Below are 21,805 nucleotides of genomic sequence, written 5' to 3'. Positions count from 1 at the left end.
ACACGTCGCCGTCGGTGAACAGGGCGCGCTTGACGTTCTCGGCGCCGGTGACGATGCAGCACATGGCGTCGGACAGGTCCGGGGTCATGTGGGAGAGGTTGTCCAGGGCGGTGACCCATCCGGCGGCCACCGCGGCGAGGAGGTTCTCCTCGTCCTTCGGGGCGCGGCGCAGGTCGCCGCTCATGCCCTCGATGATCCGCACGAGCATCCGCCCGCCGGTGGACTTGCCGGCGCCCTGGGGGCCGGTGAGGAAGGGGGCGGGGACGGGCACGGACGGGCCGAGGCAGCCGATCAGCCAGGCGATGGCGAGGCACTCGGTCTCCGCGTTGGCGAAGTTGCACAGCCGCATGAGGAGATCGATGCCCTTGCCGTCGGTGTCCTTGGCCGGGAGGGGGAGTTCGCCGGTGAGCTGGGTGCGCCGCCAGCAGACCTCGCGCGGGTCGGGGATGGTGGTGTCCCAGCCGGTGGGGTGGATGCGGACGGACTGCCCGTCGTCGCGGCCCAGGTCCAGCCACGTCGCCCCGTCGGCCCCGGGGGCGACGCGGATGTGGACGGGCTGCACGTCCTCGGTCAGCGCGAGCGCCTCGATGAGGTCGAGCGCCTCCTTCAGGGCGGTCCCGTTGAACACGCCGGCCCCGTCCTTGTAGAGGCCGACCATGAGTTCTTGGCGGTGGCTGCCCGTCGTGCCCTGGGAACGGATCGGACGGGCCACGGGGTGGCCGGTGCGCTGCGCGTACACGGTGCCGTCGGCGGTGCGGAAGTACCGGAAGTGCGTTTGCGCGTAGTCGGTGATGATCTCGCGGGCCGGAGTCTTGTCGTCGTCGGACATCACGCCTCACAGCCCCAGCGCGGTCTGGGCGTTGGCCCAGGCGTCCGTGCAGTGCCTCAGCGACTCGCCCTTGGCCTGCGCGGCGGCGAACAGTCGCTGCACGTGGACGTCGGTGAGGCAGCCGCACCGGCCGTGCGCGGACAGGACGGCGAGGAACGTGCGGTAGACGGTGGTGTGGATCGCGCTGGTGGCGGCGGTGATGCGCTGCTCGGCCATGGCGATGCCGCGGTCGAGGTAGGTGGGCGTGCGGTGCCGGCACTGCCCGCCCCCGGCGGGCGCGGGCACCGTGACGATGTGCTGGGCAGGCCGGGCCGTGGGGGGCTTCTTCACGGCCAGGGCGCGGACGGCGTCGGGCAGGGCGGTCATGGTGCCGGTGCCGGGACCGAGCCACCGGGCGTAGGACATGGACGACTTGATGTCGATGCCGGGCCGCACCGCGTTCGGGGACTGCATCACGCCCTGGTAGATCCAGTGCTCGCCCCGCGTCGTCGCCACCGTGCGGGTGGCGGGCAGGTTCTCGCGGGCCCAAGCGACGGCTGCCGCGTCGTCCAGGTCAACCACCGTCAGTCCCGCACCGCCGGGGTGGTAGGCGACGGCCGCTGCCTCACGCCACGCGGACGCCCATGCCGGCGAGGTGAGGGTGCGGGGGTCGGTGGTGGCAGCGGCCCAGGCGTGACACGGCCGCGGGCACTGGCAGGGGCCGGCGTTCTTCATGTTCGGCCGGCCCCCGCATGCGTTCCCCCTGCATGCGGGGCAGTTGCCGAACGGGACCTTGCCTTCCCGCAGGGGTAGGGCCGGCACGTCGGCGGCGGCCAGAGCGAGGGCTACTCGCCGGATGTCGGTGGGTTGGGTCATGCTGGATGTCTCCTGTTCTGTGGAGTGAGCAGAGAGACCAGGGCGGGCCGCAGTCATTGGCGTGAGGCGGCCCGCCCTAGCCATGTCTAGAAGGGCGGTTCGTCGCTGTAGCCGCCGGGCGGGGTGCGCCGCAGGGCGCGGGGCAGGCGCGGCAGGGGCAGCAGGAGCCTGCAGCGGGTGTTGTCCCAGCAGGTGCAGGGCTCCCATTCGGTGCCGGCGTACTCGCCGTTGTGGTCGCCGTAGTCGTATGAGGTGCCGCCGTTGCCCTCGCAGGCGGAGCAGTCGGGACGAGGGGTGTCGGTGAGATAGAGCCCCCGGTGGGGGCAGATGGCGCGCTGGATACGCAGACGCATGACGGGTCTCCTAGCGGTGGTTGATGGTGCCGTTGGCCCGGCCGAACAGGCCGGTTGAGGTGATGTGCTGGGTGATGTGCGGGCGGTGTGCTGCGGTGGTGCGGGCTTTGATGCGGCCGATGAGGGCGGCTGCGGCGGCTCCTCCGGCGGCGATGACGGCGACGGTGGACCACAGGACGTGGCTGGCCGCTTCCAGGCCGGGGGCCGCGGCGGACAACCCGACCGCGGCGACCGCGACTCCGCCCCCGACGGTGGGTGCCAGCAGGGCCGTGGACTTCGCCCAGGCCGGGATCGGCTGTGCGGCCGGGGGCGCCGGGACGGGCAGCGGGGGCGGTGCCGGGGCGGGTTCGGTGCTGTAGGCCAGGGCGCGTTCGCCGGAGGGGAGGATGACTTCCTGGACGCCGGGCGGGATCTCGTGCGGGGCCAGGATCGGCGGCTGGGTGGTCGGTGGGCCGGGGTGGGGCATGGCGGGCTCCTGGGGGATGTGAGCGGGCCCGCGCCGGAGGGTGGCGCGGGCCCGTAGATCGGGGTGTTACTGGTGGGGCGTGAGGGCGTTACGGCGTGGCGTTACGGGCGTCTAACGGCGCGTCTGCCTAGGGGTTTGGGTGTTAGACGGTCGTAACGCGTTACGTGCTGTGAGGGCTGTTAGGCGGCGGCCAGGGACGGGCAGATGCGCCACCGTCCGGTCTTGTTGGTCGGCTCCAGGCGGCCCTCGGCGGCGGCTTCCTTCAGGCGGAGGGAGACCCAGGAGCGGGACAGGTCGTGTGCGTCGCACCAGTCGGTGAAGTCTTTCGGCCCGACGACCATGCGGCCCTCGTCCTCGAACTGGGCGAGCGCGTCGGCGAAGAGCTTGCGGGCTTCCTCCGGCGACGGCTTGCGCCCCGGCTCCTGGCCGAAGAGGGGGTAGTCGTCGCCGAGTTCGGCGTCGGGGAGGTCGACGGTGGGGTCGATGTCGGCGTCCTCGGGGTCCACCAACAGCCCGCTGCCCATCTGGTCCTCCTCCACGGCGTCGGGCGCCGTGTGCTCGTGGCCGGGGGTGGGGCGGCCGGTGTAGAGCTGTCCGGCGACGCCGCGGGCAGCGCCAGCGGTGATCGGGTCGGCCTGGGCACCGTTGCGCTGCGCCCAGGAGGCGAGGACCTCCATGACGGAGACGGCGCGGTGGGTGAACCTCTTGGTGCGGCCCGGGGAGGAGTAGCGGTCCTCCGGGATACCGGGCGAGACCACGTAGCAGTAGCCCGGCCGGCGGTTCCCCCACGCGCCGGGGTGGGCGCCGGCGTCGATGACCGCCTCCGGCAGCGAGAACCCCTCATCACGCGGGTCGCAGCCGAGAGCGATGGTGGAGGGCAGCGAGGCGCGGGTGCTGGTGGACATCTGGTCGTAGGACGGCCGCTGCAACGAGATGACCAGCGAGATACCCGCCGACCGAGCCTCCTGGGCGATGCCGGTGAACGTGTCATCACCCAACGCGCGCAGCGTGTTGGCCGCTTCCTCGGCCCAGGCGACCAGGAACGGCATGCCCTCACAGCCGCACGCCTTACCGTCGGGGCGGCACGTGTGCTTGCTGCTGTTCTGCGGCCCGGCGGCCTCGGGTACCCACTGGCGGTAGCCGTGAGCACCCAGCCAGCGGGTGCGGGCGGGGATGGCGGCCCTGATGGCCTCGACCATGACCTCCGTGTCGGTCCCGCCCTCCGCGCTCCAGTCCAGGCCCGGCCGCAGCGGGCCGAAGTCCTGAAACGCCTTCGGGTCGGAGAACCACACCAGCACATCTCGCCGGGACAGGATCTCGGTGAGCAGGTTCAGGGCGGTGTCGCCCTTGCCGGAGCCGGTGCCACCCGCGATCAGCACGTGCGTGGAGTTGCGCTCGGCTTCGGGGTCGCCGGGCAGCCAGATCACCAGTGCGGCACCGTCGTCGTACTGGCCGATGACCAGCGGTTCAGCGATCGAGCCGCCCAGGTTCGAGGGGCCCTGCCACTCCACCACCTGCGCGAGCATGTCCTCGGGGACGATGACCAGCTCCCCGCGCCGCTCGGATGCGGGGTCGGGCATGTAGCGGACGGCGCCGCGCGGCAGGTCCAAGGCGGAGGCCAGCCGCGGCAGCGTCTTGGCCACGTCGTCGTTGGTCTGCTCCCCGGCCTCCAGCGCGACGGGGGCGGTGACGCGGTTCGGCTCGACCTTGACCGCGCCGATCTGGGCGCGGGCCAGGCCGACCTTGGCCAACAGCCCCTTGTCGGTGCTCTCGCCGGACGCGTCGGGGTTGCGGCGCATGACCATCCTGATGTTCCACGACAGCGCGAACGCCGGCCCGCCCATCAGGTAGAGGTCCGGCAGCGGGCCCGCCGTCGGCCCGGCCAGGCACGCGGCGGTGAGCCACGCGGAGCCGGCGGCGACGGTGATGGCCGAGTGCAGACGCCGCTGCTGGCCGCTGGCCCGCCCCGCCCACCAGGTCGCGCTGGTCAGCGCCACCGACGCGAGCGTCAACCCGACGCCGGCAGCAGTGTCGTTGGCCCACTTCAAGCTGCCCAGCGCGCCGGCCAGACCGACCCCGCCCATGCCGATCCAGGGCGGCAGGTGCGGCTTGGCCCGGTGCATCAGGTACCGGCCGATCCCCGCGGCGTCCGTGGCGCCGCGGAGCTGTTCCTCGTGCTGCTGCTCAGCAGCGTTGCGCTCGACCATCACCACTGTCCTTCCTCGGGTTACTGCTGGGCCCAGTCCATGCGGGGGGTCTGCGGACGCCGGGCCCGGTGCCGGACGCGGTTGATCTCTTCCTCGTACTGCTGCTGGAACAGGGCGTAGGTGGCGCCGGCGTTCTTCGCCGCATCGCGCAGCGCGTCGGCGGACTTCTGGAGCTTGTGAGCGACCTTGAACGCCCGGATCTTCGACCCGCCGATCCGGCCCTCCGGGTCCGGCACCGCGCCCAGGACGGCCTTCATGATCTCGGCGGCCATCGCCACCTCGATGGACAGCATCACCGCCGCTGAGCGGAGGCTGTTGCAGTAGTTGCGGACCTGGGCCGGGGAGGTGAACTCCGGTGCGGGCAGCAGCGATCCGGCCGAGACCGGGCCGCCGCCACCGCCGTGCTGCTGGGCGGGGACGGCGCCGTTGGTGGTCTTGTTGATGTTCACGGTGAAGCCGGGGGCGAACGAGGCGAAGGCGCTGGCCTTGTTGGTGTCGGTCTTGGTGTGGGAGCCGTTGGCGCCGGCTCCGGGGGCGCGGTGGGCGTATCCGGGCGTGGTCACGAGGGTCTCCTTCAGTGCGAGCGGCGGACGAGGGACCAGATGGTCTGAGCGGCAATCAGGAGGAACACCCACAGCCAGCCCAGCGGGCCGGCGAGCGGGCCGAAGGCGGCGGCCAGCGCCAGCCACGCGACCGCGGTGATAGCGGCCAGGGTCAGGGCCAGGCGCCAGCCGAACGCGGCCCGGTCAAGGGCCGGGTCGTCGCGCTGAAGGGTGATCAGCCAGGCGAGCGGGACACCGGCGAGCGGGGTGAGTAGCACCCCGGACCACCAGGCCAGCAGATGCAGCACCGCGGACAGCGGTAACGCGACCAGGCCCAGCAGGGTCGGGGCCAGGGCCAGCCGGTGCTCCCACACCCACCACCCCACAGCAGCTGCGGCGCGGGCAGTCAGAGTCGGACGCTGAGGCACCACCACGACGAACGGGGCGTCACCACGCCGGCCGCGCTGATGCGGAATGTGAACGGCAGTGACCTCCGAGGCCACCCTGCCGAAACGAGAACGAGGTCGAGGCACGACGAAACTCCAGGAAGCGACGGGCCCGCGCACCAGACGGTGCGCGGGCCCATAGGCGGGTGGGCTAGGCGGCGAGCGCGGGAGACTTCGCACAGGTCAGACAAGTGCCGAGTGAGGTGGGGAGGGTGTAGCCCGCGTCCTGACCGCAGGTGGGGCAGGTGCGGCGAGCAGCCAGCGCCTTGTCGAGGGCCGCCCATCGGGCCGCGGTCATCGGCCGGATGGGCTGGGCGAGGTCGATGCGGTAGAGGTAGGCGATCAGCGGGCCGCGCCGACGGCGGGGCCGTTCGAGCTGGGCGACGACGTCCTGGCCGCCGGGCCGCAGCCCGAGGGCGCGGAGCTGGCGGCGGGTGGCCAGCCCGTCCGGGGCGAGGCGCCACGGATAGACCGGCAGACTGCTCACCGGGTGCCGCCGAGCAGGACCGGCTGGATGCGCCACCGAACCTCGGAAGCGGGGACCGCGTCACGGTCCGTCGGGGACGAGGTCCACCCGTCTCGGGGGGCACCCTCGGCCTCGGCCGCCATCTCCGCCGCGTCACAGGAGGCGTGCACGCTGTGCAGCTCACCGAAGCGGAAGAGGACGTAGACGCGGTCAGCCCGAGCGTTCTGCTTGCGGGTGATGCGCAGCAGCGTCCGCAGCGCTTGCCGGTCCTCGGTGTCGAGGAGGGACTGGGCGCGCAGGGCCTCCAGCTCACCGTCGAGCCGGGCAGCGTCGGCGGTGGCGCGTGTGAGTGCTGCGCGCAGTTCCTCCAGGGCGAGTTCCGCCCGGATCGCGGAGTCGGTGGCGATCTCGCCGTGCTTGCGGTGCTGCTCGGACTCGGCGCGGGCGGCGGTGGTCGCCGTCTCGGCCGCGGAAATGCCGGCACGCAGGGAGCGAAGGGTGCGGGTGCGGACGACGGCGATCATGCGGAAGCTCCCTCAAGGACGGGCGTGTTGGTGTCGCGCAGTTCCTGGTAGCGGGCGGTGACCCAGCCGGTCGACCAGCCGCACAGCTCAGAGGCGGCCCGCACCGTGAGCTCAGAGGCGAACGCGGCAGCCACGATCTGCCGGGCCCGGCCCTCGGGCAGCTTCTCGTCCACCGGTCCGCCGGACAGCAACGCGGCACGCTCACGCGCCTCGCGCTCCCGACGCTCCGTCTCCTGCCGGCGGGCGGCCTGCTCGCGATCCCGGCGCTCCTTCTCGCGCCGCTGGGCCGCCTCCTGTTCACGGCGTTCACGCTCGCGCCGCTGTTGTTCACGCTCACCCTCGACGCGTTCACGGGCCTCCCGTTCGGCCCGCTCCCGCGCCTCGACACGGTCCTGTTCCTCGCGTCGGACGCGCTCGTTGTGGTCACGCTGTTCACGGGCGAGCGCGGCTTCGTGCTCGCGCTGTTCACGCGCCAGCAGAGCTTTGTGCTCGCGCTCCTCGCGGGCCCTCTGCTCGGCCCGCTCCCGCGCCTCGGTCCGGGCATGTTCGCGGGCTTCCTTCTCGGCCTGCTGGCGGGCGTTCAAGTCGTTCACGGCGGTGGCGATGGCCCGCCGGTAGGCGAGTCCGGTCTCCGCGGTGACGATGAGCAGCAGCGGGGCGACGGAGTGGACAGCCACGCCAACCAGGTCTTTCTTCAACGCGCTGTCGGCTACGTTCAGGGCCAGGGTCATGACGCCGGTCATCCAGCGCAGCGCGACGGGCCAGCGCCCACCACGGCCGCCCAGACGGGCCAGGGCGGCGTCCAGGCGGACGACGATGACGACGGCCGCGTCCACGACCAGCGGCAGAATCGGGGCCGTCCACTGCCACTTCTCAGTGGTGTGACGGGCCGCGAGCGGGGTGACCGTCAGAATCGAGTACAGCATTGCCCCGGCGACGATCAGCCACGTCCCGATGGACAGGGCCCGGTCCGCTGAACGGATCTGAGAGGCGTTCACGCCGCACCCCCGTCCCGTGAACACACGCGGATCGAGGCCAGCAGCCGCACCGGCGATGCGTCGTCGCCGTGCGTCTCGCTGTACTCCACCCACTGCCACTCGGCGCCGTCGGTGAACACGAACCCGAGCGCGGTGAGCGCCCGTGAACGCTCAGCCAGCGTCGGCACCATGGCCGCCGGGTCGAAGTGGTGCTCGGGCCACTGGGACACCGGAACACCCATCAACACCACGTACAGACACCACCGGCCGTCGCGCTGGGAGATCTGCGCGGTGTGCTCCATCACGCAGCCACCGCCGAACCGGACGACGCAACGGCGGCCGGGCGGCGAACCGCACGGCGCGAGCCGCGGCCCGGCCGCTTCAGCGCCAGCGTCCGCAGCAGCGACTCCGCGTACGCGGCGGCCTCCGGGTCGCTCTCGCGCAGCTCCGCGAGGACCTCGCGGGCGACGTCCAGCCGCGCGGCCCGCTCCATGGCGGACTCGGTGGCCGGACCGGTGAACAGGTCCAGGTCGATGCCCAGGGACAGTTCCACGAACTCGGTGGCCGTAACGGCCACGTGACCAGCGACGATGGTCTTCATGGGTCGTTTTCTCCTTAGTCGGTTGGGCGGCCCGAAAGCACCCCCGGAGCGGCTACTCCGGGGGTGCGGCCGTAGTACGGGTGGTTCAGGGGCGGGACAGGATGTGGGCCGTCGTGGCGGTCAGCGCGTCGGCCGCGGCTACGGCCTCCTCGCGGCGTGACGCCAGGACCTCGGCGGTCGCGGCGCCGCGCATCGCGTACGCGGCACGAACGGCCGCGTCGACGTCGAGGCGCAGCTGCGGAAGCAGCACCGTCAGCGCAACCTGCGGGGCCGTGACAGCGGACCGGGTGACGTGGCTCGCCTCACGAGCGGCAGCCACCTCGGCCGGGGCCACGCCGGACAGGCGCAGGTCCTCCCGCATCCACATCGCGCGGCGATGATCCGCCAGCGCGGTGCTCAGCTCAGTCAGGGCGGTCATGGCCCGATCCCGCAGCGCCTGTCGACGCTGGGACCGAGCCGCGTAGTACTGCTGGACACCGACGACACCAGCACCCAACACAGTGCCGATGACCGCGACAACCGCGGCAGCGATCTCCATCGAACTCCCCCTCTCGGGGCCGGACCTTCCGGCTCCCCTCAACCCCGCCCGTACAAGCGCCACAGAGGCACCCGGACGGGCGGGGTTGAGGGGAGCCGGCCGCGAGGGTGGCCGCGGTCACTCCGGATGAATCGCGCACCGCGGGCGCCTGGACGAATCCAGCGCCCGCAGCGCGCGGGACGCAAAGGGCATGGGTGCTGCCGCGCCGGTCCAGCCGGCAGCGCCCTAGGTATGGCGTCGGTTCACACCGACCTCCCGCAGAGAGCAGGGGCAGAGGCGGTGTCACCGCGCTCTGCCGAAACGGACGAGGACGGGCCCTGTCGGGTCCGTCCTCGTGGCTTGTGCAGGGCCGCGCGGCGCATATGGCGCTGCGGGCCGTGGTCTTCCGGCGACATCGTCCGTTTCGGCTCTCACGCGCAACGTGAGGGAGTGCCTACACCGTCCGTGGCGACACTCGGAAGCTGTGTCGCCGCAGTCCTATTCACCGACCGGTCATCGCGAGGATTCGCCCTCGCTCGGGATTCGGTGTCTCAGTGCCATGCACTCACCAGCCTGCGGAGTTCGTTCTCCCTGCGCTGGTGGACCGCTGTCCAGGTTGTTCGCACCGGGTCTGACAGCCGACGGGCTGTTCTGCCGCTCCCCTCCGACTCGTGGCCGGAGGGGGGTGCTAGGTAGTGCTGCTGCCGCTCGGGCCGCGTGTAAGCGGGTCCGGCGGGCCGTTCTGCTGTGCAGTCCATGCATCCGTGCAGCCCACAGAAGGGCCTCCGGGCCGCCTCCGCGTTTCCTTGGTGGCGACATGTTCAACATAGGCAACCTGCTTAAGCAGGTCAAGATGGTTGGCAAGGTCGCTCAGGTTGAGCAGGTGGGTAGCATGGAGGTATGAGCCTCGACCCGAACGACGAGCGTCCGCCGTACTTGCAGGTCAGCAGCATCCTTCGCGCGGAAATCCTCACGAAGAAGTACGAGCCCGGGAATCAGTTGCCGTCAGGGCCTGACTTGGTCAAGCGGTTCGGAGTGGCCCGCGGAACGGTGTCGCGGGCCCTCGACATGCTCAGGGATGAAGGGCTGATCGTGACCCGCAAGGGATCCGGTTCCTTCGTCCGTGAGCGAACTGAGCGTCCGGTCGGCCTGCGGCCGCACCTGGAGACGGCCTTCGCTGAACCTCGCGTCACGGTCGACTTCGCCGGATTCAGCAGCGAGACGCTGCACAGTGCGATGCAAGAGCCGCTCGACAAGATTCGCGCTGGTCGACTCCGGCCCGAGTCGATTGAAGTTCGGCTCCTGCTGCCGGACACCACGGCGCCGATGGCAGTGCCGACGCTGGTCGACGGGCTTGAGGATGACCCTGTGCTTCGCGACCGCGCCAGGGATATCGCGCTGACGAACGCGGCGGGGATTCAGCACTCAGTCGAGGTGCTGGCCGAACTCGGATTGATCGAGAAAGCCGCAGTGAAGGTGAAGGTCTACCGGGCCACATCTCTGTTCAAGCTCTACATCCTCAACCGTCGCGACGTGTTCTTCGGCTTCTATCCGCTTCGGGAGCGCACGATGGAGGTGGCGGGCGAGTCGCGCACCTTCTACGACGTCACCGGCAAGGACACCACGCTGTTCCACCACGCGGCGGGGACTGATGGTGAGTCCATGGGGTCGCAGTACGTTCAGCAGGCCACAAGGTGGTTCGAGAGCGTCTGGACCAGCATCGCGTACGAGCGTGAGGCGTGAGCGCGGCCCCGGGGGGCCTGGCCTCCGCTCTCGCCCCGGTGCGGCACGTTCTGCTCGACTTCGACGGTCCTGTGTGCTCGGTCTTCGCAGGGTTTCCGGCCCCTGATGTCGCGCGGCGCCTGGTTGAAGTGCTGTCGGGTCCTGACGGCCCACCGCTGGGGCACGAAGAGCCCGATCCGCTGGCGTTGCTTCGTCGGATCGCCGACGAGCGGGAAGACCTCGTATCTGTCGCCGACGAGACCCTGGCACAGCTTGAGGTGGAGGCCGTCAACCTGGCGCGACCCACGCCTGGTGGGGTGGCCTTCCTTGAGGCGTGTGCAGCGAGCGGGCGCCCGGTCTGGATGGTCAGCAACAATGCGACGGTGGCCATCGAACGCTACTTGAGCACCCATGGCCTCGGCCGGTTCGTTGCGGGCCAGTTCGGTCGGGTAAGCGGTCAGCCGAAGTCTATGAAGCCATCCCCGCGGCTCCTGTCAGCGGCCATAAGGGCAGCTGAGGCGAAGCCGAGCGAGTGCATCTTCGTCGGTGATGCGGTGCGGGACGTCGAGGCTGCCCATGCTGCCGGCATGGAAGCGATCGGGTATGCGAACAAGCCCGGCAAAGACAAGGCGCTGACAGAGGCTGGAGCCCTAGCGGTGGTCGCCTCCATGGATGACCTTGCCCGGGCGGTCGTGGGCGGCGCACAGGCGTCCGCTGGGCCGTCTCTGGGCCGTCCGAGGGGACCCAAGGACGGCCAATGACACCCAGTAACGGCCAAAGCCGGTGGCTGCGGCCCTGGTCGTAGCGCAGATCACAGCTACCTGAGGTACTGGTTTCCGGCGCGGGGTGGCTGTACGGCAAGATGGGGTGTATCTGCCCTCGCGCGGCCACGCCGCACCACGGCCCACGCGGCGGAGCCACCCAGACCACCTGATAGATCCAAACTGCCGGACGGTTTCTCTTGGCTGAGTACATCTACACGATGCGCAAGGCGCGCAAGGCGCACGGCGACAAGGTCATCCTCGATGACGTGACGCTGTCCTTCCTGCCGGGCGCGAAGATCGGCGTCGTGGGTCCCAACGGCGCCGGAAAGTCCACGGTGCTGAAGATCATGGCCGGTCTTGAGCAGCCGTCGAACGGTGACGCCTTCCTCTCGCCGGGCTACACGGTCGGCATGCTCCTCCAGGAGCCGCCGCTGGACGAGTCCAAGACGGTCCTGGAGAACGTCCAGGACGGCGCCCGCGAGACCATGGACAAGCTCAAGCGCTTCAACGAGGTCGCCGAGCTGATGGCGACCGACTACTCCGACGCGCTGATGGAGGAGATGGGCAAGCTCCAGGAGGACCTGGACCACGCGAACGCCTGGGACCTGGACACCCAGCTGGAGCAGGCCATGGACGCCCTGGGCTGCCCGCCCGGCGACTGGCCGGTCACCAACCTCTCCGGTGGTGAGCGCCGCCGCGTCGCGCTGTGCAAGCTGCTGCTGGAGGCCCCCGACCTGCTGCTCCTCGACGAGCCCACCAACCACCTCGACGCCGAGTCGGTGCAGTGGCTGGAGCAGCACCTGGCGAAGTACCCCGGCACCGTCGTCGCCGTCACCCACGACCGGTACTTCCTCGACAACGTCGCCGGCTGGATCTGCGAGGTCGACCGCGGTCGGCTCCACGGCTACGAGGGCAACTACTCCAAGTACCTGGAGACCAAGCAGACCCGTCTGAAGGTCGAGGGCCAGAAGGACGCCAAGCGCGCCAAGCGCCTGAAGGAAGAGCTGGAGTGGGTCCGCTCCAACGCCAAGGGGCGGCAGGCCAAGTCCAAGGCCCGTCTGGCGCGTTACGAGGAGATGGCCGCCGAGGCCGACCGGATGCGGAAGCTGGACTTCGAGGAGATCCAGATCCCGCCGGGCCCGCGGCTGGGCAACGTCGTCGTCGAGGTCGACAGCCTCAACAAGGCGTTCGGCGAGAAGGTCCTCATCGACGACCTCAGCTTCACCCTGCCGCGCAACGGCATCGTCGGCATCATCGGCCCGAACGGCGCCGGCAAGACCACGCTGTTCAAGATGATCCAGGGCCTGGAGACGCCGGACACCGGCGACATCAAGGTCGGCGAGACCGTCAAGATCTCCTACGTCGACCAGAGCCGCGAGAACATCGACCCCAAGAAGACCCTGTGGGCCGTGGTCTCCGACGAGCTCGACTACATCAACGTCGGTCACGTCGAGATGCCCTCGCGGGCCTACGTCTCCGCCTTCGGCTTCAAGGGCCCGGACCAGCAGAAGCCGGCCGGGGTGCTCTCCGGTGGTGAGCGCAACCGCCTCAACCTGGCGCTCACCCTCAAGCAGGGCGGCAACCTGCTGCTCCTCGACGAGCCGACCAACGACCTCGACGTCGAGACGCTGTCCTCCCTGGAGAACGCGCTGCTGGAGTTCCCCGGCTGCGCCGTGGTCGTCTCCCACGACCGCTGGTTCCTGGACCGCGTCGCCACGCACATCCTGGCGTACGAGGGCAACTCCAAGTGGTTCTGGTTCGAGGGCAACTACGAGTCGTACGAGAAGAACAAGATCGAGCGGCTCGGCGCCGACGCGGCTCGCCCGCACCGTGCGACGTACAAGAAGCTGACCCGGGGCTGACCGCCGTGCGACACCTCTACTCCTGCCCCCTGCGCTGGTCGGACATGGACGCGTTCGGCCACGTCAACAACGCGGTGTTCGTCCGCTACCTCGAAGAGGCGCGGATCGACTTCATGAGTCGGCTGGCGCCGGGGGACGGCAGTCCGTCGTTCACGGGCGGCTCGGTCGTCGCCCGGCACGAGATCGACTACCTGCGGCAGCTGGTGCACCGGCCCGAGCCGGTGACCGTCGAGCTGTGGGTGCAGAAGATCAGTGCCGCGTCGATGACGGTGGGGTACGAGGTCAAGGACGAGGACACGGTCTACCTGCGGGCCTCGACCGTGGTCGTGCCCTTCGACTTCGCCGCGGGGCGGCCGCGCCGCCTCACGGCGGAGGAGAAGGCGATCCTCAAGGAGTACCTGGACGACGCCGCGCATCAGGAAGGGGCCGTCGGCACATGACGGTGTTGCGGTTGGCCGACGCCGGGGAGGCGGCGGACCTCGCCGCCTTCCTCGCCCGGCTGATCCACTACGACCGCGGGGCGGCGGTGCGGCTCCAGGTCGGGGGCGGCGTGCTGGCCGTCTTCGGGCGCCCGCCGTCCTTCGAGGTGCTGGCGATCCGGACGGCCCGGCTGGCCGACGACGGCGTGGTCGACGCCGGCGGCGGCCCCGTTGCGGCTGACGCCCGGACCGGTCGGGGGCGCGACGGCGGCCTCGACCTGGACGTGACCGTGTCCGCCGGGGAACTCCTCGAAGGCGTGGCGGAGGCGACGGGCGCCGTCACCGTGCCCGCCGCCGTCACCGGCCCGCCGTGGGCCGGGGTGCTGCCGCCGCGGGGCGGCTGGGCGCGGGTGCCCGGACTGCCGACGCCGGAGGCGCTGGTGCGCGCGGTGGCCGCCGCCGTCGCCGAATTCCGTGCCCGGGACGAGGCGTTGCCGCCGCAGCGACGCACCCGCAACGAGCGGGACCGCATCGGGCGGGAGATCTGGTCGCGGACGCTGGGCGACACGGAGCTGCCGTTGCGCGCGGTGCACGCCGCACAGGCGCTCGGCTTCCTGCGCGGGGCGCGGGCCGGCGCGCTGGCGGCCTCCGGGAGCGCGGGCGCGGCCCCGCGGGCGGCCGTCGCGGGCGGTGCGGGGTCCGGTGCGGCCGGCCCGGTGGGTGCCCAGGCGCCGGCGCCGGTGCTGTTGGCGGCCGGGGGATGGCTGCGGCTGAGCACGCCGTACGGTTCGGTCGCGGTGCGGGCCGGTGGGTCGACGGGGTCGGCCGGGCTGTCGGGCCTGACGGTCACGCCCGTTTGACGGTGCGTCGGGGCGCGGTGGCGGGCCGCCCGCCGGCGTGCGGGCGCCTATTGCGTATCCGGTCCTGACGGGCGTGCCGCGTCGTCGGCGACGGTCGTCGCCGGGGCGTCGGGCCAGACGCCGATGTGGTCGGCCTCCCGTTGCAGCAGGACGCGGTCCCGCATGCCCAGGGGCGCGGTGTAGTCGGCGGGGAGTTGGAGCCGGCCGGCCCGGTCGAGGGTGGCGTACTCCCGGGCCACGACGGACTCCTGACCGGTCGCGGCGTCGATCTCGGTGCGGCGCAGGACCTCCGACGCGGTGCGTCCGTCGCGGATGGCGACGGTGCGGCGGACCTCGGCGGCCACCTTCTGGTCGTGGGTGACGATGACGATCGTGGTGCCCAGTTCCTCGTTGGCGGTGCGGAAGGCCGCGAAGACCTGCTCGGCGGTGTGCGAGTCCAACTCGCCGGTCGGTTCGTCGGCGAGCAGCACGGCCGGGGAGTTGGCCAACGCGACGGCGATGGCGGTGCGTTGGGCCTCGCCGCCGGAGAGCTGGTGCGGGCGCCGGTCGCGGCAGTGGGTGAGGGAGAGCAGGGACAGCAACTCCTCGGCCGCCTCGGTGCGTGCGGCGCGGCGGCGGCCGCCGCGCAGGTGCATCGGCAGGGTGACGTTCTGCAGCGCGGTGAGGTAGGGGAGCAGGTTGCGGCTGGTCTGCTGCCAGACGAAGCCGACGACGTTGCGGCGGTAGTCGAGGCGGGTCCGCGCGTCCATCGTGAGGAGGTCGCGGCCGGCCACCCGGGCCGCGCCGGCGGTCGGGACGTCGAGTCCGGCCAGGATGTTCATCAAGGTGGACTTGCCGCTTCCGGACGCGCCCACGAGCGCCAGCAACTCGCCCTCGGCGACCAGGAGATCGAGACCCTGGAGCGCCTGGACCTCCACTCCGTCCGTGGCGAAGACCCGGACCAGCCGGTCGCAGGCGATCAGCGCGTCGTGCCCGTAGGAGGGGCGGCCGCGGTGGGCGGTGGCGCGGTGTTCCAGGTCGGCGAGGGAGGGCGCCGCCGGGGGCGGTGCCGGTGGCTGCGGGGGCGGGGTGTCGCCGGGGCGGGGCGTCATGGCGAGGCTCCAGGGGCGTGGCCGCGTCGGGGCGCGGCGGCTCGGGTGGTCATGCCGGCTGCTCCCCCTTGCGCGCCTCGACGGTCTCGGCCCGGCGTTGGCCGGTGCGGGCCTGAAGGAGGGCCGTGGCGAGGGACAGCAGGAGGACGGCGGCGGCGGGCAGGACGAGGGAGGCGGGGTCGGCGTCGAGGCGGACGGGTGTGGTGGGCACGGGGGCGGCGGCGGGCAGGGCGAGCGGGGTGAGGTCGATGCCCGCACCCAGCAGCCACAGCGCGACGGCGCCGGTGGCCATGCCGCCGACGGTGGCGAGCACGGCCTGGGGCAGCGCTTCGAGGACGAGCAGGCGACGGCCCTGGGCCGGGGGCAGGCCGAGGGCGCGGAGGCCGGTCAGCAGCCGGGTGCGTTCCGGAGCGGTCTGCAGCAGGGCGAGGAACAGGGCCAGCAGCGCGAAGCCGGTGCCGGCGGCGACGGCTGCGGCGTAGAGGCGTTCCGCGCCCTGGTGCAGGGGGGAGTCGGCGAAGTGCGCGCGGACGGCGGAGCGCAGGGTGAGGTGGGTGGTGAGGGCGGTGGGGGAGTTGTTCCGAAGGGCGGTGCGCAGGGCGCCGGGGTCGAGGGAGCGGCCGGCGAGCAGGGCGACGGAGGGCCCGGTGGCGGGGTCGGCGTAGGTGTCCGGGTGGCGCCGCTGCACGCCGCGGGCGTCGACCACGACGAAGTCGCCGCCGGGCTGGGCGGGGGTGTCCCGGCGGACCACGGCCGGTTCCACGACGAGCTGGCCGAACTCCGGTTGCAGCACCATCGGGGCGGTGCCGAAGCGGGTGCGGACGCCGGTGGAGACGAGGGCGGGCAGCGGCCGGTCGCCGCCCGGGTCGGCCAGGCCGGCGGGGTCGAAGGGGCCCAGGCCGGTGGCGCGGGCGAGCCGGGCGTAGGCGTTCGCGTCGGCGACGACGAGGTACAGCGGCGCCCCGTTGTCGTCGGCGGGCTGGGTGCTCAGGCGCAGCGGAACGACGTCCTGGACGCCGGGAACGCCCGCCAGGGACGTCAACAGCGCCGGCGGGAGCGGCCCGTCAGCGCTGAGGCGGGCGTCCGCGCCGACCGCGGTCAGGGCGGCGCGGTCCCGGGCGGCGGCGACCTGGGCGAGTACCGAACCCCCGAACGACGCGGTGGTCAGCGCCACCAGCAGGGCGAGCAGCGGCAGCCCGGCGACCGGGGCGCGGCCGGCCCGGGCCAGCGCCAGGAAGCCGGCCAGCCCCCGGGTGCGGGCGACCGGCCGGGCCGCCAGCCGCAACGCCGGCGGGTACAGCCGCATCAGGACCAGCGCGGCGATCACCGCGACCAGCACGGGCGCCGCGCTGACCAGGACGTCCACGCCCCCGGAGCCGGAGCCCGGGCCGGGGCCGCGCAGGCGCAGCGCCAGCACCGCGGCCACCGCCAGCACCAGCACGGTGAGTTCGACGACCGTGCGGCGCCGGGAGGGGCGGCCGCCCACCAGGTCGGCGCGGACCGCGGGGCGGGCCCTGCGGTGTGCGGCGGCGGCCCGCAGGGGCAGTGCGAGGGTGCCGAGCAGACCGACCGCGGTCGCGGCGAGCAGCGGGGCCGCGAGCCGCTCGCCGGGCACGAGGAGGACGGCCAGGGCGTAGCCGGCGGCGGCCGCGGGCAGCGCCACCGTCGCGGTCTCCGCCGTCAGGCGGCCGACCAGCCCGGGCAGCGAGGCGCCCCGGGCGCGCAGCAGCGCCAGTTCGCGGTGGCGGCGGGCGGCCGCCAGCCCACCGGCCATGAGGACGACGATCCCGGCGACGGTGGCGATGCCGCACGCCGCCACCGCGACGATCGGCGCGAGGGCGCTCCGGGTCCGTGTGAAGTCGTCCAGCAGGCCGTCCACCGCGCTCTGCGCCAGCCCGCCCGGGCCCACCACCTGGCGCAGTCGGGCCAGTCCGGGGCCGTGCTGGAGGGAACGCACCCGGTCCTGGAGCGGCGGGGCGTCCCCGGCGCCCAACGCACCGGTGTCCAACGGGTAGCGCCAGAACCGCTCGGGCTTGCCTCCGGTGGACAGCAGCGCCGGCCCGTCCTCCGGGGCGAGCAGCAGGCCGGCCAGCCACTGCTTCTGCGGCGGGGTGCCCTTGGAGGTCAGGGTGGCGGCGGTCATCAACGGGTCGCTCGCCCAGTAGGAGCCCTCCGGGGCCCGCGGGGTGAGCAGCCCGGAGATCCGCAGGGTCGTCCCGTCGAGGTGGAGTTGACCGCCCGGGCGCAGGTGGAGGGCGCGGGCGGTGGCCACGGTGACCGCCGCCTCCCGGGCGGGTGCCCCGGGGCGCGCCGGGCGCGGCAGGCGGCCCGCGGCGACGGTTGCGTGCCCGGCCAGGCCGGAGACCGCGTAGAGGGAGAACGCGGGGGCGACGCCGTCGGGGCGGGGCAGCCCGGGGTCGCCGGCGGGCAGCGGGGTGACGGTGCGGACGCCGTGCACGGCGTCGGTGGCGGAGATGCGCAGCGGAGCGGTGAACTGGGCTCTGAGCGCGGCGTCTTGGCGGCGGAGGGCGGCGGGGGCGTGACCGTTCGGGGCGGCGTCGCGGCGGCTCGCGGTGATCTCGATCGTGCGCTGGTCCGGCCGGGCGTCGTCCAGGGCCGCCCGCAGGCCGCGGGTCTCGTAGGCGTCCACCCCGCGCGGGAACGCGGCCGCGAGGAACGCGGTGATCAGCATCAGCGCGCCCAGCGCGAGCGCGGCCGGGCGCGTGGCGCGCAGCCGGACCGCGAGGTCGCCGGGCGGCGCGGTCGCCTTCGGCATCGTCATCCCACCCCGGTCGGTTCGGTCAGTTCGGCGCTCCCCTGGGCGCGCAGGGCCCGCACCGGGTCGCCGTGGCGCAGTCCGACGACGGCGACCACCAGCAGCGGCACCGCGGCCACCGCCGCGAGCAACCCGGCGACCTGGCCGGGCGGCAACTCCACCAGGACCGGCGGCACCGGACGGCCCGCCTCCTGCGTCAGGACCACCAGCGGGACCACCGCCCGGGCCAGTGCCGCCCCCAGGGCGGTGCCGACGGTCAGCGCCACCGCGATCAGGACGCCCTGTTCGGCGCCGATCATCCGGGCCAGCTGGGGGCGGGGTGCGCCCAGCGCCCGCAACACGGCCAACTCCCGGGCCCGTTCGCGGACCGAGCCGGCCGCGCCGACCGCGAAACCCGTCGCCGCCAGCGCCACCGCGACCGCCGCGGCGGCGGCCAGCGCCGTCTGCGGACCGCGGCCGAGCGGGTCGTCGTGCAGGTCCCGGGCGATCTCGTCGCGGACCAGCACCTGGCCGGGGTCGAGGTCGGGGCGGGCCCGCAGTGCGGAGACGGCCGTCGCGGTGGCGCCGGGCCGGGTGCGCAGCCACCACTCGGCGGCGTCCAGCGGGGCGGCGCCGAGGTCGGACAGGGCTTCGTCGAGCGCGCCGAAGTCGACCAGCAGCCCGCCGGAGCCGACCGGTTCGTCCGCCGGCCCGGGCAGTGCGCGGACGGCCGCGCCGATCCGGGCCCGCACCGCGCGCCCGTTGACGGTGACGTCGATGACCGCGCCGACCCGGGATCCGCTGGCCCGCAGGAACGCGTCGGTGGCGACGGCCGGCAGCGGCGGGCGCGCGGGGTGCGCGGCGGTGATCCGCACCGTGGTGACCGCGGCGGACCACTTGTCCTGGCGGGCGCCGGTGTCGTAGGTCTGCGCCAGCAACCCGCCGGCGGGCACCTCGGCCCGGGACGCCCGGGGGCCGGCGGGCTGCCCGACGGAGGTGCTCCGGTCGTCGATCCGAGCGGTCCAGGCCGGGGCCCGCGGGGCGGTGAGGCGGTGCGCGGTGCCGTCGCCGGTGATCGCCTGTGCGGTGTCGAGGGTCAGCCGCTGGCGGTGCGGGAGGGAGGGTTGGTCGAGTTCGAGGACGAGGCCGCTCAGGCGCAGCGGACCGGCCGGCCGACCCGCCGGGGCGCCGGCCGCGGCGGCCAGGTCCACGGTGGCGGTGTGCGGCCGGCCGTCGGCCGGGAACGTGCCGAGGGGCAGGGTGTGCGGGCCGCCGTGCGCGTCGGTGACGAGGACGGCGAGGGTCGCCGGGACCGGCCCGGTGTCGGTGGGGTGCGGGCCCGCGGGGTTGCCGTCGGCCGGGGGCGCGGGCGCGGGCAGGGCGCGCAGCGAGGTCAGGGTCGTCGTGAGGCGCAACCGCGTGGTGTTGGCCGGGAGTTCGACACCGGGCGGCGGGCCGGGCGGCGGGGTCGCCGCGCGCAGTACCGCGTCGGTGGCCCGGGCGCTGGCCGGGCCGTCGGCGGCGCCGCCCGCCAGGTCGCCGCGGAGCAGCAGCGAACCCGCCGCCTGCCGGGTGTCCAGGGCCAGCAGCGTGGCGGCGTGGCCGTCCGGCAGGTCCAGGGCGGCGTGCCCGACGGGTAGCGCCGCGGCCACGCCGGGGACGGCCGCGTACCCGCCGCCCTGCCCCAACTGAGGGGTCCGGCCGCCCAGTACCCGCACCGCGGCGGCCGCCCGGAAGTCCGCCTGGTCGTCCTGCGAGCGGTCCCAGGAGGCGTGCTGGCCGATCGCGAGCATGCCCAGCGCGGTGGCCAGCACCAGCAGCAGCACCGGGCCGGTGGCGCGCCGCGGGCGGCGGCTGACCTGCCAGCCGGCCAGCGCCGCGGCCAGTCCCCGGCCGCGCGCCGCGGCCCGTTCGGCGAGGCGGGCGGCCGGCGGCAACAGCCGCAGCGTCAGCACCGTCCCGGCGAGCAGCGCCAGGGCCGGGGCGGCCACCAGCACCGGGTCGATGCCCACGCGGCCGGCGGCGTCCCGGGTGAGCACCCCGCCGCCGTCGTCCCCGGTCCGCCGCCACAGTTGCCCGTACGCGACCCCCGCGATCACCAGCAGGCCCAGGTCGGCGCCGGCCCGCAGGGCGCCCGGCAGCGCCCGTCGCCGTCCGGCCGGGGCGGGTGCACCGGACCGCAGCACGGCCGGTGCGGCGACGGTGGCGGCGCAGCCCAGTGCCACCACCGCACCGGTCGACCAGGTGCCGCCGGTGAGGGCGGCGTCCGCCGGCAGCCCGGTGCGGCCCGCGCCACTGGTCAGCAGCCGCACCAGCGGACCGGCCAGCACGGGCGCGACGAGGGCGGCCGGCAGCGCCAGCAGCAGCGCCTCGGCGAGCGCCAGGCCGGCGAGGCGTCCGCGGGAGGCGCCGCGGGCGCGCAGCACGATCCGTTCGCCGGTCCGCTCGGTGCTCAGCATCCGCGCCACCAGCAGCAGCGCGTACCCGGCCAGCAGCAGGAGCTGGAGCGCGACGATCAGCATGGTGGACCGGTTGACGAGCAGGGACCGCTGCAATGCCGCCAGCACGTCGGGGAGTTCGGTGCCGGCGGTGACCTGGCCGCGGAACGCCGGGTCGGCCATCACGGCGCGCGCCGCCGGGCGGGCGGCGGCGATCAGCGCGGGCAGCCGGTCCGCGGTCAGGGTGCGGAAGTCGGCGGTGGCCGACCACGCCGCCGAGTCCTGCACCAGCGGGCCGCCGGCCCCGAACGCGTCCGGCTCGGTGAGCAGCGGCCCGTACGTGGTGAAGCCCACGGTGCGCACCCCGCGGCCGCCGAGTTCGTCGAGCTTCCAGTACGGGTCCGTGCCGTCCTTGGGGCGGTAGACGCCGGTGACCTCGACGGTGAGGTGGGCGGGGCCGGACAGCCGGTTGTCGAGGGTGAGCCGGCGGCCGGGGCGGACGCCGAGCCGGGCGGCGGCGGCCTCGGGCAGTGCCACCGGGAGCGGGCCGTGCGCGGTCCGGCCGGGCCAGTGCCCGGCGGTGAGCACGAGCCGGCTGCGGTCGAGGACCGCGAGGTGGGTGAGGTCGGGTTCGGCGCCGTCGGTCGGTGCCGTGCCGGCCGCGGCCCCGGCCGACGGCCGGAGGGTGCGCGGCAGCGCGTACGGCCCGGAGCGGGTCAGCGTGCGGACGGTGAACGGCAGCCCGTCGAAGGCCCGTCGGGCGCCACCCGCCACCGCCCGGTCGGCCGACTGCCGTCCGGAGGCAGGGAGTTGGGCCTTGACCTGGAGGGCGGCGGCAGCGGGGGAGGAGGGGGAGGAAGCGCGGCCCTCGGGGCGGCTCCCCAGGGCCTGCCGCAGTCCGGCGTCGCCGACGGCGTCGGAGAAGGTGGCGAGGGTGGCCAGGACCGTGGTGGTCAGCACCACCGTGAGCAGGGCGGCGCCCAGCAGGACGCGGTGCGCGCGCACCCGCAGCACGACGAAGCCGGGCACGGATCCCCCCGGAGCGGCTCGGGCCTCCGGCCCGGGGTGCGCCGGCGGCTCTCGGCACCCGCGGACGAGAGGCATCCGCAAA

20 protein-coding genes and 1 pseudogene are annotated in these 21,805 nt (G+C 73.8%); 5 read left to right on the top strand and 16 right to left on the bottom strand.

Going from position 1 to position 21,805, the window contains the following annotated elements; genetic code table 11:
* The 13 genes and pseudogenes from ACLJT4_RS26860 to ACLJT4_RS26800 all read right to left on the bottom strand — a co-directional run.
* Nucleotides 1-829, bottom strand: a pseudogene (locus ACLJT4_RS26860) (ATP-binding protein); the annotation flags it as partial.
* Nucleotides 830-835: 6 nt separating this feature from the next.
* A complete protein-coding gene (locus ACLJT4_RS26855; RefSeq protein ID WP_411125937.1) occupies nt 836-1,684 on the bottom strand; it encodes a bifunctional DNA primase/polymerase in 849 nt (282 codons plus the stop codon).
* Nucleotides 1,685-1,770: 86 nt separating this feature from the next.
* Entirely contained in the window at nt 1,771-2,037 is a 267-nt protein-coding gene (locus tag ACLJT4_RS26850; RefSeq protein WP_411125935.1) for a hypothetical protein, read from the bottom strand.
* 10 nt (nt 2,038-2,047) lie between these two features.
* Nucleotides 2,048-2,503, bottom strand: a complete 456-nt coding sequence (locus ACLJT4_RS26845) for a hypothetical protein (RefSeq protein WP_411125933.1) — start codon at nt 2,501-2,503, stop codon at nt 2,048-2,050.
* Between the two features lie 179 nt (nt 2,504-2,682).
* Nucleotides 2,683-4,710: a plasmid transfer protein TraB gene (traB, locus tag ACLJT4_RS26840; RefSeq protein WP_411125931.1), complete on the bottom strand. Its 2,028-nt coding sequence runs from the start codon at nt 4,708-4,710 to the stop codon at nt 2,683-2,685.
* Nucleotides 4,711-4,730: 20 nt separating this feature from the next.
* Entirely contained in the window at nt 4,731-5,273 is a 543-nt protein-coding gene (gene traA / locus ACLJT4_RS26835) for a plasmid transfer protein TraA (RefSeq protein WP_016570587.1), read from the bottom strand.
* Between the two features lie 11 nt (nt 5,274-5,284).
* Nucleotides 5,285-5,626 carry a hypothetical protein gene (locus ACLJT4_RS26830; RefSeq protein ID WP_411125928.1) on the bottom strand — a complete coding sequence of 114 codons (342 nt, stop codon included), beginning with the start codon at nt 5,624-5,626 and terminating at the stop codon, nt 5,285-5,287.
* A gap of 223 nt (nt 5,627-5,849) precedes the next feature.
* A complete protein-coding gene (locus ACLJT4_RS26825; protein WP_411125926.1) occupies nt 5,850-6,185 on the bottom strand; it encodes an RRQRL motif-containing zinc-binding protein in 336 nt (111 codons plus the stop codon).
* Nucleotides 6,182-6,688 carry a hypothetical protein gene (locus tag ACLJT4_RS26820; RefSeq protein ID WP_411125924.1) on the bottom strand — a complete coding sequence of 169 codons (507 nt, stop codon included), beginning with the start codon at nt 6,686-6,688 and terminating at the stop codon, nt 6,182-6,184. The genes ACLJT4_RS26825 and ACLJT4_RS26820 overlap by 4 nt, the downstream gene beginning before the upstream one ends.
* Nucleotides 6,685-7,686, bottom strand: coding sequence for a DUF2637 domain-containing protein (locus tag ACLJT4_RS26815; RefSeq protein WP_411125922.1), 1,002 nt, complete (start codon nt 7,684-7,686; stop codon nt 6,685-6,687). Before ACLJT4_RS26815 ends, ACLJT4_RS26820 begins: the two co-directional genes overlap by 4 nt.
* A complete protein-coding gene (locus tag ACLJT4_RS26810) occupies nt 7,683-7,967 on the bottom strand; it encodes a DUF6303 family protein (protein ID WP_411125920.1) in 285 nt (94 codons plus the stop codon). Before ACLJT4_RS26810 ends, ACLJT4_RS26815 begins: the two co-directional genes overlap by 4 nt.
* Complete coding sequence (locus tag ACLJT4_RS26805) at nt 7,967-8,266, bottom strand: hypothetical protein (protein WP_411125918.1); 300 nt, start codon at nt 8,264-8,266, stop codon at nt 7,967-7,969. The genes ACLJT4_RS26810 and ACLJT4_RS26805 overlap by 1 nt, the downstream gene beginning before the upstream one ends.
* 85 nt (nt 8,267-8,351) lie before the next feature.
* A complete protein-coding gene (locus tag ACLJT4_RS26800) occupies nt 8,352-8,804 on the bottom strand; it encodes a protein kilB (protein WP_411125915.1) in 453 nt (150 codons plus the stop codon).
* Between the two features lie 879 nt (nt 8,805-9,683).
* Here ACLJT4_RS26800 and ACLJT4_RS26795 point away from each other — a divergent pair.
* The 5 genes from ACLJT4_RS26795 to ACLJT4_RS26775 all read left to right on the top strand — a co-directional run bounded on the left by ACLJT4_RS26795 (nt 9,684) and on the right by ACLJT4_RS26775 (nt 14,410).
* Nucleotides 9,684-10,526: a GntR family transcriptional regulator gene (locus tag ACLJT4_RS26795; RefSeq protein WP_411125913.1), complete on the top strand. Its 843-nt coding sequence runs from the start codon at nt 9,684-9,686 to the stop codon at nt 10,524-10,526.
* Nucleotides 10,527-10,564: 38 nt separating this feature from the next.
* Entirely contained in the window at nt 10,565-11,266 is a 702-nt protein-coding gene (locus tag ACLJT4_RS26790; RefSeq protein WP_411125911.1) for an HAD family hydrolase, read from the top strand.
* Nucleotides 11,267-11,466: 200 nt separating this feature from the next.
* Nucleotides 11,467-13,131 carry an energy-dependent translational throttle protein EttA gene (ettA, locus tag ACLJT4_RS26785; RefSeq protein ID WP_411125909.1) on the top strand — a complete coding sequence of 555 codons (1,665 nt, stop codon included), beginning with the start codon at nt 11,467-11,469 and terminating at the stop codon, nt 13,129-13,131.
* A gap of 5 nt (nt 13,132-13,136) precedes the next feature.
* Nucleotides 13,137-13,571 carry an acyl-CoA thioesterase gene (locus ACLJT4_RS26780; protein WP_411125907.1) on the top strand — a complete coding sequence of 145 codons (435 nt, stop codon included), beginning with the start codon at nt 13,137-13,139 and terminating at the stop codon, nt 13,569-13,571.
* Complete coding sequence (locus ACLJT4_RS26775; protein ID WP_411125905.1) at nt 13,568-14,410, top strand: hypothetical protein; 843 nt, start codon at nt 13,568-13,570, stop codon at nt 14,408-14,410. Before ACLJT4_RS26780 ends, ACLJT4_RS26775 begins: the two co-directional genes overlap by 4 nt.
* A 47-nt stretch (nt 14,411-14,457) precedes the next feature.
* Here ACLJT4_RS26775 and ACLJT4_RS26770 read toward each other — a convergent pair whose 3' ends face one another.
* Genes ACLJT4_RS26770 through ACLJT4_RS26760 form a run of 3 tightly spaced genes read right to left on the bottom strand, consistent with a single transcriptional unit; the run spans nt 14,458 to nt 21,723 of the window.
* Nucleotides 14,458-15,501 (bottom strand): ABC transporter ATP-binding protein, encoded by a 1,044-nt coding sequence (locus ACLJT4_RS26770; protein WP_411125903.1) that lies wholly within the window; start codon nt 15,499-15,501, stop codon nt 14,458-14,460.
* Between the two features lie 49 nt (nt 15,502-15,550).
* Nucleotides 15,551-18,283: an FtsX-like permease family protein gene (locus tag ACLJT4_RS26765; protein WP_411125901.1), complete on the bottom strand. Its 2,733-nt coding sequence runs from the start codon at nt 18,281-18,283 to the stop codon at nt 15,551-15,553.
* The gene (locus tag ACLJT4_RS26760) at nt 18,280-21,723 is read right to left on the bottom strand and encodes an FtsX-like permease family protein (protein ID WP_411125899.1); all 3,444 of its coding nucleotides are present in this window, start codon (nt 21,721-21,723) and stop codon (nt 18,280-18,282) included. The genes ACLJT4_RS26765 and ACLJT4_RS26760 overlap by 4 nt, the downstream gene beginning before the upstream one ends.
* Nucleotides 21,724-21,805 lie beyond the last annotated feature (82 nt).

Source organism: Streptomyces sp. x-19 (assembly GCF_046549115.1).
GTDB classification, from domain to species: Bacteria; Actinomycetota; Actinomycetes; order Streptomycetales; family Streptomycetaceae; genus Streptomyces; species Streptomyces albulus_C.
The sequence above is the reverse complement of the archived record's forward strand: the minus strand, read 5'-3'. Positions and strand labels throughout refer to the sequence as shown.

Bases quoted from the DNA above. Each gene is read 5' to 3' on its own strand.
- ACLJT4_RS26775 (WP_411125905.1), top strand. From the start codon at position 13,568: ATGACGGTGTTGCGGTTGGCCGACGCCGGGGAGGCGGCGGACCTCGCC.
- ACLJT4_RS26805 (WP_411125918.1), bottom strand. From the start codon at position 8,266: ATGAAGACCATCGTCGCTGGTCACGTGGCCGTTACGGCCACCGAGTTC.
- ACLJT4_RS26795 (WP_411125913.1), top strand. From the start codon at position 9,684: ATGAGCCTCGACCCGAACGACGAGCGTCCGCCGTACTTGCAGGTCAGC.
- ACLJT4_RS26845 (WP_411125933.1), bottom strand. From the start codon at position 2,503: ATGCCCCACCCCGGCCCACCGACCACCCAGCCGCCGATCCTGGCCCCG.
- ACLJT4_RS26820 (WP_411125924.1), bottom strand. From the start codon at position 6,688: ATGATCGCCGTCGTCCGCACCCGCACCCTTCGCTCCCTGCGTGCCGGC.
- ACLJT4_RS26765 (WP_411125901.1), bottom strand. From the start codon at position 18,283: ATGACGATGCCGAAGGCGACCGCGCCGCCCGGCGACCTCGCGGTCCGG.
- traB (WP_411125931.1), bottom strand. From the start codon at position 4,710: ATGGTCGAGCGCAACGCTGCTGAGCAGCAGCACGAGGAACAGCTCCGC.
- ACLJT4_RS26850 (WP_411125935.1), bottom strand. From the start codon at position 2,037: ATGCGTCTGCGTATCCAGCGCGCCATCTGCCCCCACCGGGGGCTCTAT.
- ACLJT4_RS26800 (WP_411125915.1), bottom strand. From the start codon at position 8,804: ATGGAGATCGCTGCCGCGGTTGTCGCGGTCATCGGCACTGTGTTGGGT.
- ACLJT4_RS26810 (WP_411125920.1), bottom strand. From the start codon at position 7,967: ATGGAGCACACCGCGCAGATCTCCCAGCGCGACGGCCGGTGGTGTCTG.
- ACLJT4_RS26855 (WP_411125937.1), bottom strand. From the start codon at position 1,684: ATGACCCAACCCACCGACATCCGGCGAGTAGCCCTCGCTCTGGCCGCC.
- ACLJT4_RS26770 (WP_411125903.1), bottom strand. From the start codon at position 15,501: ATGACGCCCCGCCCCGGCGACACCCCGCCCCCGCAGCCACCGGCACCG.